Below are 15,234 nucleotides of genomic sequence, written 5' to 3' on the forward strand. Positions count from 1 at the left end.
GTGGCCGACGTGGCAGAAGACCAGACAACAACCCCGGGGGACGATGAACGTCAGCGCTGGCTTTCAGTCGCACGCAATGTCACGTTGGGCGTCGTCGTTCTGGGCCTGGTCTGGGTGGTGTTTAACGTGGAACTGCCCTCAGGCCGCCAATTGCAGGAGCAGATCGAAGCGCTCGGCTGGATCGGGTGGATCGCCTTTGTACTGCTCTATGCAGTAGTGGCCACCACCCCCATTCCAGTCACCATCATGGCCGTCACCGCAGGGCTGCTGTTCAACCTGGTCTCAGGCACAGTGCTCTCTGTTGCCGGAGTCATGCTGGGCTGTTGGATTGCCTACTGGGTGGCACGCGGACTGGGCAAACAGACCATGCGCAAACTGTTGGGCCGACACGGGCCCACGGTGGAGAGTCATCTTCAGGAATCCGGATTCTACGCAGTAGCCACCCTGCGGCTCATGCCGGGTCTGCCGTATTGGCCGGTGAACTACGGGGCCGGCGCGTTCGGGGTGAATCACACTCCCTACCTGCTGGCCAGCGTGATCTCTTGTATTCCGGGCCAGTTCTCGCTGGTGGCTATCGGCGCGTTCATTGCTGAGCCTTCGATCTTCACCGCTCTGGCCGTGGCTGCGGGCTGGGCGGGCGTCGGGGTTCTCACGGTTCTCGCCTATCGGCGGTGGAAACGCGACCGCCGAACGAGCCCCAACCCTTCCCCAACCCTTGAGAACTGATAGTCCAGCGCACCACCGCGCACCCGTGGGCACCTCCTAGGCCCCGCAGCGCCTTCAGCTAGAGGGGCACTGACGTCAGTCAGCCACACTTGCTCTCCCACGCGGGACGAACACCCACCACAACACCAAGCCCGCGAGCAGGGCCCAGAATGCCGCACCGATGCCAAGTGCGGTGATCCCACTAGCTGCCACCAGGAAGGCCGCAGCAGCCGGGATCCGCGCCGCGGGTTCTGAGGTAGCGGCACTCACCGACGTCGCCAGCGTGGAGAGCAGCGCCAGGCCGGCAACGGTCTCCAGGAGTCCGGGGCGGGCGTGAGTAGCCATCACTGTCAGCGCAGAGGCACATAGCGCCAGCAGCGCGTACACCCAGCCGGCGACCGCTGTAGCCCGCCAGCGCTGCGCCGGATCCCGATGGGCTTCCTCTCCCGCCCCAAGAGCCGCAGTGATCGCTGCCAGGTTCACCCCGTGACCGCCTGCCGCGGCCCCAGCCACGGTCCCTAGTCCAGTCACGGTCAGGGCCCCACGCCACGGCACGCGATAGCCATAGGAGGAGATCACCGCCGCTCCGGGGACATTCTGGGAGGCCATGGTCACCAAATACAACGGCAGAGCCAGGCCCACGATGGCAGCGCCGGTGAATTCTGGCAGCACAAACTCCAGCCGCGGCAGCAGAGTCGCGGTGCTGATCTGCGAGCCCCACGGCAGTTCAACGGCGATCAGCAGCAACGCTGCAGCAAAAACTACCGGCGCAGAGAAGACCGGCAGCCACCGCTGCATCACCACCCAGATCAGCACCAGCGGGGCAATCCACAGCGGGTCGCCGAACAGCGCCTCCACAGGGGCCAGACAGAGCGAGAAGAGCACCCCGGCCAGCATCGCCTGAGCAACTGGAGCCGGCACAGCACCTACGGCACGCCCTAAGGCTGGCCACAGCGCTGTGAGAAGAATAAGGAGTCCGACGACGACGAAGGCCCCCACTGCTTCGGACCAGCCGTACCCGCCACTGCCGGTGCTGGCCAGCAAGGCTGCCCCCGGCGTGGACCATGCCAGCGTCAGCGGACGTCGGTACCGATAGGCCAGAAAGATCATCCCCGCCGCTTGAGCCAGGCAGAGCACGATGAGCCCCGAGGCAGCCTGTCCAGCAGATGCCCCCACGGCCTGTAGCCCCGTGAGAACCACTGCGAAAGAACTGCCGAATCCCACCAGGGCAATCGTGATGCCGGTCAACGCCGGACGGTAGCGTTCCATAAGACGGTGGCGTTCCATAAACAGAACCCTAGCCTCATTGTTCTGTATACAGAACACGGCTTAAGCTGAAGCTGTGTCCTCCTCCAGTACCTTCAGCCTCCTGGTGGCAGAACGCGTGAAAGCAGCCCGCCTCGCCCAGGGCCACTCGCTGAGCCACCTGGCGAAACAGGCAGGACTCGGGAAAGGGTCACTGTCCGAACTCGAGGCGGGGCGGCGCAATCCCACTCTTGCCACGCTGTACTCCCTGGCTGATGCCCTGGGCGTGCCGCTGTCTCATCTGCTCCCCGACGCGGGCTCACAGCAGCCACGGGCAGAAGTCGCCTCCCCCGGTATCCGGGCCACACTGTTGCACAGCACAGTGACAGCCGAGCAGATAGTCGAAGAAGTGTTTCTTCTAACACTCACAGCTGGGGAGAAACGCTTTTCCACAGCACATCCCGCGGGAACTACGGAGCACCTGTATCTCACCTCAGGCCATGCAGAAGTGGGCCCGACGGCGGCTACACAGACTCTCCATGCCGGTGAATCCGTGACATTCCAGGCCGATACCGAGCACAGTTATGAGGCGCTGAGCACCACCGCGCGCGCTGTGCTGACTATTCTCACGCCATTGGACCCCAGCGCCTAAGAGGCCGCCCCACCATTGTTTCCCACAGACAGTGGGACTTATCCACAGACGCTGTGGAATACTGGAGCGGAACATTCCACCATCCCAGATCTTTTTCCAGAGGGGAGCAGCGTGCCTGCTGAGTCCGATGCCAGTGTGTCCGTGAAATGGCAGCAGGTTCTCACCGAACTGCGAGAGCATCACGGCATCACCGGGCTTAAACTCACCGACATTGGTCGCGCCGTTCCGCAGAGCGAGCAGCTCATCGGTGACACCCTTCTGCTCGCCGTCCCTCATGAGCGGGTCCGCGAGCTGATGCAGGCCACCCTGCAGAATGAGCTTTCTACCGCCCTGCGCACTGTCTTCGGCAAAGACGTGCTCTGTGCCTATGTCATTGACCCGGAACTGGCCAAGAAGCAGAAAGAGGGCGAGGCTCTCTCCGCGGCCTCGGCCCCCAGTGCGGCCGCCCCCGCGCCTGAGCGCAGCTATCCTCCGGTACCACCGGCCGCCAGTGCACCCAGCCCGGGCTCCCCAGTCGAGCCCGCGCCGTCGTACTCTCCGCGCCGCGAGGCCGCCGGTGTACGCTCGGCCCCAGAACCGGCTGTCTCCCAGCGGTCCTCCGGAACTGAGAGCTACGAAACCTCGCGATTGAACCCGCGCTATACCTTCGAGACCTTCGTGATCGGCTCCTCAAACCGCTTCGCCCACGCAGCTGCAAACGCGGTGGCTGAAGCGCCGGCCAAGGCTTATAACCCGCTGTTCATCTACGGTGACTCCGGTCTGGGAAAGACTCACCTGCTCCATGCCATTGGCCACTATGCCCAGCGCCTCTATTCGGGCATTCGGGTGCGGTATGTGAACTCCGAAGAGTTCACCAATGACTTCATCAATTCCATCCGCGACGACGAGGGCGCGAGCTTCAAGCACCTCTACCGCAATGTGGACATCCTGCTGCTGGATGACATCCAGTTCCTGGCGGATAAAGAGCGCACGGTGGAGGAGTTCTTCCATACCTTCAACACCCTCTACAACAACAACAAGCAGGTCGTCATCACCTCAGACCTGCCGCCGAAACAGCTCTCGGGATTCGAAGAACGACTGCGTTCGCGTTTCGAATGGGGGCTGATCACCGATATTCAGCCCCCCGAGCTGGAAACCCGCATTGCCATCCTGCGCAAGAAAGCCAATGCCGAGAACTTCTCCTGCCCTGACGATGTCCTGGAGTACATCGGCTCGAAGATCTCCACCAATATTCGTGAGCTGGAAGGCGCGCTGATCCGCGTTACTGCCTATGCGGCCCTCAACAAGCAGGAAGTAGACCTTCCGCTGGCCGAGCAGGTCATGCGAGATCTGATCTCCGATGATCACGCCCAGGAAATCACTGCCGAGCAGATCATCAATGCCACGGCCGAGTACTACTCCTTCACCGTGGAGGAACTGACCTCCAAGTCCCGCAACCGGACACTTGTCACCGCACGTCAGATCGCCATGTACCTGCTGCGCGAGCTCACGGAGATGTCGCTGCCCAAAATCGGTCAGGCACTGGGGGGACGTGACCACACCACAGTCATCTACGCAGAACGCAAGATCCGCGAGCTGATGGCCGAGCGTCGCGCAGTCTTTAACCAGGTGACCGAACTCACCAACAAAATCAAGCAGCAGCGCTGAAACCTGCCACTGGCACACTTTGTGATTCAGGCGCAAGCTCGTCCCTGACAGGTGTGGGAATTATTGTCATTCACAGCTCACAAGCATGTAGTTTCGCGTCACCAGCGCGATGCAGGGCGATTGACATCACCGTAATCCACAGTTTTTCCCACATATCCACAGGCGCCGGTGCAAAAATCCCACACCACTTCCCACACCTGTGGAAAAGACAGTGGAAAACCCGATGAAGATGTGGAGTACATCTGGGGATAACTCAACGCTGGCTGGGGAAGAGCAAAATTCGGGCGGCTAAATCCTCCCCGTGTAATTCACAGCCTTACCGGAGAATCTCCACTCCGATACTGACAAGTTCATCCGTGAGATCAGGCCTCTACAGCGAGTTCTCCACAGAATCCACATCCCCTGTTAACACTTCTGATCCTGTTAACCGACAACTCATAAGCAACGAAGAGGGCCACTCGCACGCACGCAACCAGCGCCCAAACCCAGATCTTGTGGTCAAGCGGTGAGTTTTCGGCTTATCTAGTAGTAAGCAGCTAGCGTGGCGGTCATCAGTGCCGGTAAGCTCATGCGCTAGACGCAAGCCGCGATTGAAACTTGTAAGGGAGTGACTGTGCAGTTCACCGTTGACCGTGACGTCCTGTCTGAGGCGGTGTCCTGGACTGCCCGTTCACTGTCCCCGCGACCCCCGGCACCTGTTCTTTCTGGTCTTCTGATCACCGCTGAGAACCAGACAGTCACCATTTCCAGCTTTGACTACGAGGTCTCAGCTCAGCTGCATATCGAAGCTGACGTCGCCAGCGAAGGCACTGTCCTGGTCTCGGGCCGACTCCTCAATGACATCGTCAAAGCACTCCCCCAGGCTCCAGTCACCCTTTCACTGGAGGAATCAAAAGTTGTGGTGACGTGTAAGTCATCGCGCTTCGCCCTGGCGACCATGCCGGTGGGGGAATATCCCGAACTTCCCAGCCAGCCTGAGGTTGCCGGCACCGTGGACGGCGCCGCCTTCGCTCGCGCCGTCGCACAGGTCATCACCGCGGCATCGAGGGATGACACCCTGCCGATCCTCACGGCCGTGAAACTCGAGCTCGAAGGTGACACCATCACTTTCTTAGCCACTGACCGCTACCGGTTGGCCATGCGAGAAATTCACTGGGCTCCGCATCAGCCGGATATCTCAACTTCCCTGCTGATCAAAGCCAAGACACTCAACGACGTCGCCAAGTCCTTGGCTGGCGGTGGCGAACTGGCCATATCGCTTTCTGAAGATGATGCTCTGGTGGGCTTCTCCTCCGGAGGCCGGCGTACCACCAGCGTGTTGGTCGATGGTGACTATCCCAAGATCCGGCAGCTCTTCCCGGAGGAGACCCCGATTCACGCAGTGGTCAACACTGCTGAACTCATTGAGGCAGCACGTCGAGTCTCGCTGGTCTCTGAGCGCAACGGGCACGTCCGCCTGCAGTTCAGCGAGGACAACCGGGTCACCCTGGACGCCGGAGTAGATGACAATGCCTCGGCCTCTGAAGTCATTGAAGCCCAGCTCAGCGGTGAACCCATCACAGTGGGCTTCAACCCCGCGTACCTGAACGAGGGCCTGAACGTCATCGATACCGAGCACCTGCGGTTCTCCTTCGTCTCCGCGCCAAAACCGGCCATGATCACCGGCCAGAAGGACGCCGAAGGCGAGCACTCCACCGACTTCCGGTACCTGCTGATGCCAGTTCGTCTGCTCAGCCAGTAACCGGCGGGATTTCTCGGAAACGGCAACCACAAGGGAATCCATGCGGCTTTCCCAGCTGACCCTGCAGGACTACCGCAGCTACGCCCAGGCGCAGCTGGCCCTGGAACCTGGCCCGAATGTGCTGCTGGGTTTCAACGGGGTGGGCAAGACCAACATCGCCGAGGCCGTGGGGTACCTCTCCAGCCTCTCCTCACACCGCGTCACCAATGACGCTCCGCTGGTGCGTCACGGCGCCGAACAAGCGATCATTCGGGCGCAGGCACACCGTGGTACCCAGGCAGCATTCCTGGAAGTGGAGATCAACCCGGGCCGCTCCAACAGGGCAAGGATCAACCGTGGCAGCCCGGTACGCGCCACGGAGATCCTGGGAATTCTGCGCACTGTGCTGTTCGCCCCTGAAGACCTGGAACTGATCAAAGGATCCCCCCAAGTACGACGACGCCTGCTGGACACCCTGGCTGTACAGCTTCAGCCTGCTCTGGGACGGGTCCGGCAGGATTATGAGAAGGTGCTTCGGCAGCGCAATGCCCTGCTGAAGTCGATCCGGCATGAAGGCTTCACCTCAACGCACGAGTCCACCTTGGCGGTCTGGGATATGCAGCTCGCGGACACTGGGGCACGCCTGCTGCGGGCCCGTCTGCAGGTCCTTTCTGCACTGCGGCCGCATGTCTCGGCGGCGTATCACGAGCTTTCGCAAAGTGTCCGAACTGCTCGCGTGCGGTATTTGTCATCGCTGGATGGCACGCTCAGTGAGGATGAGGAGCCACAGACCGCCAGCGCGGCGGCTGAGGATCTTTCCCCCCTTGAACTCGCGGACACCGCACAGCTCTCCGAGCAATTGCACGCCGCCCTGCAGCAGACCCGGAAGCGAGAGCGCGAACGTGCGATCACGCTGGTGGGGCCCCACCGCGACGACGTGCTGCTGAGCCTTGATACGACACCGGTCAAGGGCTATGCCTCCCATGGTGAGACCTGGTCCTTCGCACTGGCTCTGCGACTGGCTGCCTACCGCGTGATGATCGAGGACGACCCCAGTGACGGTGCCCAACCGATCCTCATCCTGGATGATGTGTTCGCCGAACTCGATGCCCGGCGTCGTCGGCGACTGGCTGAGCTGGCGGCCGGGGAGGGCAGCGATTCGGCACCGGGACAGCTGATCATCACTGCCGCTGTCGATGATGATGTTCCCCAGCAGCTATTGGCCAACGCTTACCGGGTGGAGTCTCAGGACCAGCTCAGTACGGTGACTCCCTTCGGTGCCAGCGTCCAGGAGCAGGCGTGAGTTCTGAATCGGAGTCCGACGCTGTGTCGCCCGGGGATTCCCCGTCCGGGGAAGCCTTGAGGCGTGATGGCGAGCAAAGCATTGCTCGCCGAAAGCATGAGGAAATCTCCCCGTCTGCGGAACCCTTTAGGCGTGATGGCGAGCAAAGCATTGCTCGCCGAGAGCGTGGCGGGGTTTCCCCGCCCGCGGAACCAGCAGCAGAAGAGATCGACGCCGCTACTGCGTTGTTCAACCGCTTCCGCCGGGCGGCCGAAGAACGTGGGGAGCGCCGGCTCAAACGGCCGGTGGCTGGCTCATCTCTGTCAGCAGATCCACGCGCCACCGCACGGGCTGAGGAACGACGACGCCGTGGAGGTCAGGAAGCTGATCTGCGTGATCCCCGCCCCCTCGGCGGTGTGGTCAAGGGTCTGATCAACACCCGCGGCTGGACTGCTCCGGTGGCAGTGGGGTCAGTGATCAGCCGCTGGGACCAGCTGGTTGGTGCTGCGATCGCTGAACACTGCAAGCCGCAGAGCTTTGATGCCGGCGTCGTCGTCGTGCTCTGTGATTCCACGGCGTGGGCTACCAACCTGAAACTGATGAAGCCGAAGCTGATGGAGGTCTTCGACCGCGAACTGGGACCCGGAATCGTCTCGGAGATTGAGATTCGCGGTCCGCAAGCTCCCAGTTGGAAGAAGGGTCGGCTCTCGGTGCGCGGGCGCGGTCCTCGCGACACGTACGGCTGAGCGGAGCCTGCGGACTCATCGAATCGGCTCAGCGGCGATATGCCGCGTTGCGGGCCTGACGGATGAATACATCCCTATGGAGCGTTCCCCTGAACCCTTGCAGCGGCCTTCTGTGCCCTCCTGTCACCAATCAGGGTCCCCAGGAACCGTGGAAAAATGCTGAATTAGCCGGTGTAGACGGTAGACTGGTGCAGAGTTCGAACCATGGCGTCCTCTATTAGGAGAATCGCGCCACACCGACCGAGGAGACGATTGAAGCCGGATGGCCGCTGAAGATCAGAACGCGCAGAACCACGGCAACTACGGCGCATCGGACATCACCGTCCTGGAAGGCCTTGAAGCCGTCCGCAAACGTCCCGGCATGTACATCGGCTCCACCGGAGAGCGCGGCCTGCACCACCTGGTCTATGAAGTGGTGGATAACTCCGTTGATGAGGCACTGGCCGGCTACTGCTCCCATATCCAGGTGACCCTGCAGAACGACGGCGGCGTCCGCGTGGTCGATGATGGCCGTGGCATCCCGGTGGATATCCACCCCACAGAGGGCAAACCCACCGTTGAGGTAGTCATGACTGTGCTGCACGCAGGCGGCAAATTCGGCGGCGGCGGATACGCGGTCTCCGGCGGTCTGCACGGTGTGGGCATCTCCGTGGTGAACGCGCTCTCCTCCCGTGTGGAGACCACCGTCAAGCGCCAGGGCTACGAGTGGTCGATCGCCTTCGCTGAGGGCGGCAACACTGTCAAAGAGCTCACCCAGGGCCCGGAGACCACCGAAACCGGCACCACCCAGGTCTTCTATCCGGATGCGGAGATCTTCGAGTCCACCGAGTTCAGCTTCGAGACCCTGCGGGCCCGGTTCCAGCAGATGGCCTTCCTCAATAAGGGCCTGCGCATCACCCTCCGCGATGAGCGTCAGATCGACGAGAACTCGATAGTCGAAGATGAGATCGTCGAGAAGCACGATGAGCCCGAGCTGCCTGAAGGCGTTGAGCCGGCACCTGCTGCCCCCGGTGAAACCGAGAACGCTCTGGCTGAAACGCCCAAGGGCCGCGTGGTCGTCTACCAGTACGACGACGGGCTGCTGGACTACGTCAAGCATCTGAACTCCACGAAGAAGGCCGAGAACGTCCATGAGGACGTCATCGCCTTTGAGGCTGAAGACACCGATCGCGGCATTGCCGCTGAAGTCGCTATGCAGTGGACACTGAGCTATTCGGAGTCCGTGCACACCTACGCCAACACCATCAACACCCATGAGGGCGGCACCCACGAAGAGGGCTTCCGCGCGGCGCTGACAGCCCTGATCAACCGCTACGCCCGGGATAAGAACCTCATCAAGGAAAAAGAGGACAACCTCACCGGTGAGGACATTCGCGAGGGTCTCACCGCAGTGATCTCCGTGAAGCTCTCCGAGCCGCAGTTCGAGGGTCAGACCAAAACGAAGCTGGGCAACTCCGAGGCCCGCGGCTTCGTCCACGGGGTGGTCAATGAACAGCTCGGGGATTGGCTGGAGCGCAATCCGCAGGCCGCCCGCGAGATCATCCGCAAAGCACAGTCGGCAGCACATGCCCGTCTTGCCGCCCGTAAGGCACGCGAGCAGGCCCGCCGGAAGTCCCCGCTGGAGACTTTCGGCATGCCCGGCAAACTGGCCGACTGCTCTTCCAAGGATCCCCGGGAGTCGGAGATCTACCTGGTGGAGGGTGACTCCGCAGGCGGTTCCGCCAAGCGCGGGCGTAATCCGCGCACCCAGGCGATCCTGCCGCTGCGCGGAAAGATCTTGAACGTGGAGCGCGCCCGCATCGACAAGGCCCTGGGTAACCAGGAAGTCCAGTCCATGATCACCGCCTTCGGCACCAATATCGGCGAAGAGTTCGATGTGGAGAAGCTGCGATACCACAAGATCGTGCTGATGGCCGATGCGGATGTGGATGGTCAGCACATCACCACCTTGATGCTGACCCTGCTCTTCCGCTACATGCGCCCGCTTATCGAGCACGGCTACGTCTACCTGGCCCAGCCGCCGCTGTACAAGATCAAGTGGTCCAACGGAGATCCGGACTACGTCTTCACCGATGCTGAACGTGATGCCGCCCTGGCCAAGGGCCGCGCAGCAGGACGCAAGCTGCCCAAGGAGCTAGGCATCCAGCGCTATAAGGGTCTGGGCGAGATGGACTACTCCGAGCTGTGGGAGACCACCATGGACCCGGATAACCGCACCCTGCTGCAGGTCTCCATGGAGGACGCCGCTGCCGCGGACGAAGTCTTCTCCATCCTGATGGGCGAGGACGTCGAATCCCGCCGCAGCTTCATCCAGCAGAACGCCAAGGACGTCCGTTTCCTGGACATCTAGACGCTCCCGGCCTCACTACCGCAGAGAATCCGCGCCGTCGTCGTTGTCCAAAGACCTAATAGGGAAGTACTGACATGAGCGAGAACACCCCAGAGAACCCAGAGACCCCGGACGTCCCTGTCGAACCCACTGATGTTCCCACTGCGCTGGCCGCTGGTCCGCGTGACCGGATCAACCAGGTGGACCTGCAGACAGAGATGAAGCGGTCCTATTTGGACTACGCGATGGCCGTGATCGTCGGCCGCGCCCTGCCGGATGTGCGCGATGGCCTCAAGCCGGTGCACCGCCGTGTGCTCTATGCGATGTACGACGGCGGCTACCGCCCTGACCGCAGCTTCAACAAATGTGCGCGCGTGGTCGGCGATGTCATGGGTTCCTACCACCCGCATGGCGACTCGGCCATCTACGATGCGCTGGCCCGCCTGATTCAGGACTGGGTGATGCGTTACCCGCTGGCCACCGGCCAGGGCAACTTCGGCAACCCGGGCGATGACGGCCCGGCTGCTCCTCGATACACCGAGACCAAGATGGCGCCGCTGGCCATGGAGATGGTCCGGGATATCAACGAGAACACCGTTGACTTCCAGGACAACTACGACGGCAAGCAGCAGGAGCCGGTGGTCCTACCCTCGCGCTTCCCGAACCTGCTGGTCAACGGCTCCTCCGGCATCGCTGTGGGAATGGCCACCAACATTCCGCCGCATAACCTGCGCGAGGTGGCCTCCGGTGTCCAGTGGTACCTGCAGAACCCGCAGGCCAGCCGTGAAGAGCTGCTTGAGGCACTGCTTGAGCGGGTCAAGGGACCCGACTTCCCCACCGGTGCGCAGATCCTGGGCACCTCCGGGATTGAAGACGCCTACCGCACCGGCCGTGGCTCGATCACCATGCGTGCGGTGGTCAATGTGGAGGAAATCCAGGGCCGCACGTGCCTGGTGGTCACCGAGCTGCCCTACCACGCCAATCCTGATGCACTGGCGCGCAAGATCGCCCAGCTGGTCAAGGACGGCAAGATCGCCGGCATCGCAGAAATCCGCGATGAGTCCTCCGGCCGTACCGGCCAGCGCCTGGTCATTGTGCTCAAGCGTGACGCCGTCGCCAAGGTGGTGCTCAACAACCTCTACAAGCACACCTCGCTGCAGGAGAACTTCTCCGCGAACATGCTCGCGCTGGTCGACGGCGTACCGCGCACCCTGAGTTTGGACGCCTTCGTCCACCACTGGGTCATGCACCAGATCGACGTCATCGTCCGGCGCACCCAGTTCCGCCTGGCCAAGGCGGAGAAGGAAGCGCATATCAAGGTCGGCCTGCTCAAGGCCCTGGATGATCTGGACCGGGTCATCTCCACCATCCGCGAATCATCCACCGTGGAGGTCGCGCGGCAGAACCTGAAGTCGCTGCTGGAGATCGACGACGATCAGGCCCAGGCCATCTTGGATATGCAGCTGCGCAAGCTGGCCGCCCTGGAGCGCCAGCGCCTGCAGGATGAGTACGACGAGCTGATGACCATGATCGCCGACTTCAAAGACATCCTGGCCTCTGAGGAGCGTCAGCGGCAGATCGTCGGTGACGAGCTGGACACCATTGTGGAGAAGTTCGGCGATGACCGCCGGACCCACATTGTGCGTGGCTACGACGGCGATATGTCCATGGAAGACCTCATCCCCGAAGAGGATGTGGTGGTCTCCATCACCCGTGACGGCTACGTCAAGCGCACCAAGATCGACAACTACCGCGCCCAGCACCGCGGTGGTAAGGGTGTGCGCGGAGCCCAGCTGCGCGCCGACGACGTCGTTGAGCACTTCTTCGTCACCACCACGCACAACTGGATTCTGTTCTTCACCAACCTGGGTCGGGTCTACCGCACCAAGTGCTATGACCTGATGGAGGCCGGACGCGACTCCAAGGGTCAGCACGTGGCCAACCTGGTGGCGTTCCAGCCCGATGAGTACATCGCCGGGGTGCTGACACTGAAGTCCTACGAGGACGCTGACTACCTGGTGCTGGCCACCAAGGGCGGTCTGGTGAAGAAGACCCGGCTGGCTGATTACGACTCTCCGCGTCAGGCGGGGGTGATCGCCATCAACCTGCGTGAGGATGATGAGCTGGTCTCGGCGAAGCTGATCTCTGCCGAAGACGACATGATGCTGGTCTCCCGCAAGGGTCAGTCACTGCGCTTCACGGCAAGTGATGAGGCACTGCGGCCCATGGGCCGTGCCACCTCCGGAGTGACGGGCATGAAGTTCCGCGAGGATGATGAGCTGCTCACCGCAGATGTAGTGACTCCCGACTCTTACGTGGTGACCGTGACCGAAGGCGGCTACGCCAAGCGCACCTCTGTGGATGAGTACCGGGTGCAGGGCCGTGGTGGCCTGGGCATCAAGGTCGGCAAGCTCGTTGATGACCGCGGCGACCTGGTGGGCGCCATGGTGGTTGAAGACGACGACGAAGTGCTGGTGGTGATGGCCAGCGGCAACGTGGTCCGTTCCGCAGTCTCCGGTGTTCCACCGCGCGGACGCGACACGATGGGCGTGATCTTCGCCAAGCCGCGTAAGAACGACCGTATTCTCAAAGTGGCTAAGGCCGCCGGTGCTGCGCTGGCCCTTGCGGGCGAGGAAGCAGGCGAGGCCGCAGATGACTCAGAAAAGCCCGTCTCGGATAACGAAGAGGCAACACCTGAAGCCCAGGTTCAGGAATCTGGAGGCGACAGCTAGCGCCATGCAGTACCGTGGTCTTTCGATCGAGACAAATGTGGACGCTGATGGAGGTCTTCAGTGAGCGCAAGCAACGGCGCAGATAACCAGGGGAGCCAGTCGGGTACATCCCAGCGCCCGGGCAGTAGGTTCCCAGCGCCGCGGCCGCGTGCCTCAGCGCCCACTGGTGGAGAGGCTTCAAGCGCGAATCGCACTCAAGCGATGCCACGCGCCCGGCCCCGCCCCACCACCCCGCCTACGAGCAGCCGCCCGCAGGGCGGCAGCGCAGGACCCCGTCCGGCAGCTCCACGTCAGGGCGGGCGGCCACAGCCTCAGCTGGTGCGGCCCACTCCGAAGGCTAAGGTCCGCAAGGCCCGCCTCCTGGTGTCCAAGGTCGACCCATGGTCTGTGCTGAAGATGAGTTTCCTGCTCTCGGTAGCCCTGGGCATCATGACAGTGGTCTGCGCCGTCACCATGTGGACGGCCATGGACATCACCGGTATCTTCAGCCGAGTCAACGAACTGCTCGGCCAGGTCATCGGCACCGAAGGCGGCGGAACCACCTTCCAGATCGAGGAGCTGGTGACCGTGGGGCAGATCGCATCCTTCGCCACCATCATCGCGGTGATCAACGTGGTGCTGCTGACGGTGCTCTCTATGCTTTCGGCAGTGCTGTACAACCTCTCCGCCTCGCTGGTGGGCGGTATCGGCGTTACCCTGACTGACGACTGAGCTTGTCCCAGCGGTATCTGCAGGCGATTTGGAGCCGATGCCTAAGCTGGTGTAATGTGTAGTGGTCGCCCGGAAGGGATGACAACCCTCGTTTAGAGGTTCGGGCGTATAGCTCAGGCGGTTAGAGCGTCACACTGATAATGTGAAGGTCCGTGGTTCAAGTCCACGTACGCCCACAGCGCGAATAGCAGTGAAGCTGCTAGGAACGCTCACCACCTTCCAGGAGGAGGCAGCATGAAGAGACTGGTTCTCACTGCGGCAGCAGTAGCCGGGATCATCGTCTACCGCCGCTGGAAGGAGACTGAAGAGGTCCGGGACGTGTGGTCCCAGGCCACCGATTCAGTCAAGAAGTAAATACCCATACGGGGCCTTAGCTCAGTTGGTAGAGCGCCTGCTTTGCAAGCAGGATGTCAGGAGTTCGAGTCTCCTAGGCTCCACAATGTTCGTTACGGGAACAGGCGACATCAGCGGATGTTGCTTGTTCCCGTTTCGGTTTCCCGCCTTCGTTGGCGATGCTGCGAGCTGGGGTCCGAGTTCTTCGTGCCAGGTCACCGTATTCGAAGGCAAAAGAAAACCCGGCCCCTGAGGGACCGGGTGGTGTATTTTCAGTCTAGCACCCAGGGTCTCTGGGACATCACCACGGCGCAGGTTTGCGGATACGCGATCCGATACTCGCTGGGAGCTGATGGTTGTACCAGTCCGCTGGCTGCATCTGATACCACCAATGGTTGCCGACCCCATCGGTGTGATGCCCGGCCAGCTTGCCTGCAAGGTAGCCCCTGGTCGGATTGACCAGACCCACCGGGACTCGCGTACGAGCGAAGGTGATGGGGAAGGCGAGATCGCTGTCATTCGACACCACTACCGTGGCATCCACCGTACCTTCTAGTACATCGATCAGCAGATGGGAGGCTACGTTCACATCTGAGCCCTTCTCTTCCCGTCGGGCGACGGAGGCCATGAATCGGGCGTCAGGGACATCCTGCGCTCTGCCGTCCTGGATCATCAGCGGCCACTGTGGGTGAGTGATGACCGGTTTGCCGTTGCGTCCAGCTGTGGCCAACGGAGCTGTCGCTACCCGAGCTACGTAGTTCCCATAAGTAATCCGAGTAGCTGCGCCGGAGTGTTCCAAAGCACGCAGATAGACGTCTTGTTCCTGCTGACCAGTCGGGTTACTTGCTCCGCTGATCCGAGCGGTACAGAACGTCACGTTCTCGACCGTAGGGTTTACCCATTCGGAATGAGCGGTGACCAGATGCTCGGAGAGGGCTTTCAGGTCCAGCCATCGCCACCCAGCGGTGGACCGCCCACAGATTCCTCTTCCGCCGTAGTAGAGGTTGTACCCGTCGATGTAGACGCCGACCCGCATAGTTTCAAAGCATATGAGACTGCGACCTATACAGCAGAGCCCCTGTGGATAACTGCTTAGGATGTCTCGCTGCCTCTGCCATGTCCCGACGAAGAG

Annotated in this window: 12 protein-coding genes and 2 tRNA genes; 12 read left to right on the top strand and 2 right to left on the bottom strand. The window is 61.8% G+C overall.

Going from position 1 to position 15,234, the window contains the following annotated elements; all coding sequences use genetic code 11:
* The first annotated feature begins 9 nt into the window (after positions 1-9).
* A complete protein-coding gene (locus ABEA23_RS03040) occupies positions 10-726 on the top strand; it encodes a TVP38/TMEM64 family protein (protein WP_345476598.1) in 717 nt (238 codons plus the stop codon).
* Positions 727-801: 75 nt separating this feature from the next.
* Here the strand turns inward: ABEA23_RS03040 and ABEA23_RS03045 are convergent, their stop codons facing one another.
* Complete coding sequence (locus ABEA23_RS03045; RefSeq protein WP_345476599.1) at positions 802-1,992, bottom strand: benzoate/H(+) symporter BenE family transporter; 1,191 nt, start codon at positions 1,990-1,992, stop codon at positions 802-804.
* Positions 1,993-2,047: 55 nt separating this feature from the next.
* Between ABEA23_RS03045 and ABEA23_RS03050 the strand changes: the two genes are divergently transcribed.
* The 11 genes from ABEA23_RS03050 to ABEA23_RS03100 all read left to right on the top strand — a co-directional run bounded on the left by ABEA23_RS03050 (position 2,048) and on the right by ABEA23_RS03100 (position 14,206).
* On the top strand, positions 2,048-2,602 hold the full coding sequence (locus tag ABEA23_RS03050) for a helix-turn-helix domain-containing protein (RefSeq protein ID WP_345476600.1): 555 nt from the start codon (positions 2,048-2,050) through the stop codon (positions 2,600-2,602).
* A 111-nt stretch (positions 2,603-2,713) separates the two neighbouring features.
* Complete coding sequence (dnaA, locus tag ABEA23_RS03055) at positions 2,714-4,249, top strand: chromosomal replication initiator protein DnaA (RefSeq protein ID WP_425577094.1); 1,536 nt, start codon at positions 2,714-2,716, stop codon at positions 4,247-4,249.
* A gap of 613 nt (positions 4,250-4,862) precedes the next feature.
* Positions 4,863-5,990, top strand: a complete 1,128-nt coding sequence (gene dnaN / locus ABEA23_RS03060; RefSeq protein ID WP_345476601.1) for a DNA polymerase III subunit beta — start codon at positions 4,863-4,865, stop codon at positions 5,988-5,990.
* A gap of 40 nt (positions 5,991-6,030) precedes the next feature.
* Entirely contained in the window at positions 6,031-7,272 is a 1,242-nt protein-coding gene (recF, locus tag ABEA23_RS03065; protein WP_345476602.1) for a DNA replication/repair protein RecF, read from the top strand.
* A complete protein-coding gene (locus ABEA23_RS03070) occupies positions 7,269-7,997 on the top strand; it encodes a DciA family protein (RefSeq protein WP_345476603.1) in 729 nt (242 codons plus the stop codon). The genes recF and ABEA23_RS03070 overlap by 4 nt, the downstream gene beginning before the upstream one ends.
* Positions 7,998-8,259: 262 nt before the next feature.
* Entirely contained in the window at positions 8,260-10,347 is a 2,088-nt protein-coding gene (gene gyrB, locus ABEA23_RS03075) for a DNA topoisomerase (ATP-hydrolyzing) subunit B (protein ID WP_345476604.1), read from the top strand.
* Positions 10,348-10,421: 74 nt separating this feature from the next.
* Entirely contained in the window at positions 10,422-13,058 is a 2,637-nt protein-coding gene (gene gyrA / locus ABEA23_RS03080; RefSeq protein WP_345476605.1) for a DNA gyrase subunit A, read from the top strand.
* 201 nt (positions 13,059-13,259) lie between these two features.
* A complete protein-coding gene (locus tag ABEA23_RS03085) occupies positions 13,260-13,769 on the top strand; it encodes a DUF3566 domain-containing protein (protein WP_425577096.1) in 510 nt (169 codons plus the stop codon).
* A 102-nt stretch (positions 13,770-13,871) separates the two neighbouring features.
* A tRNA-Ile gene (locus ABEA23_RS03090) sits at positions 13,872-13,945 on the top strand.
* Between the two features lie 58 nt (positions 13,946-14,003).
* Positions 14,004-14,123 carry a DLW-39 family protein gene (locus ABEA23_RS03095; protein WP_222704267.1) on the top strand — a complete coding sequence of 40 codons (120 nt, stop codon included), beginning with the start codon at positions 14,004-14,006 and terminating at the stop codon, positions 14,121-14,123.
* 10 nt (positions 14,124-14,133) lie between these two features.
* A tRNA-Ala gene (locus tag ABEA23_RS03100) sits at positions 14,134-14,206 on the top strand.
* A gap of 197 nt (positions 14,207-14,403) precedes the next feature.
* On the opposite strand, the gene ABEA23_RS03105 is transcribed toward ABEA23_RS03100, so the two are convergent.
* Positions 14,404-15,138 (bottom strand): NYN domain-containing protein, encoded by a 735-nt coding sequence (locus ABEA23_RS03105; protein WP_345476607.1) that lies wholly within the window; start codon positions 15,136-15,138, stop codon positions 14,404-14,406.
* Between the last annotated feature and the right edge of the window lie 96 nt (positions 15,139-15,234).

The sequence above is a fragment of the Nesterenkonia rhizosphaerae genome (assembly GCF_039544555.1).
Lineage (GTDB): Bacteria > Actinomycetota > Actinomycetes > Actinomycetales > Micrococcaceae > Nesterenkonia > Nesterenkonia rhizosphaerae.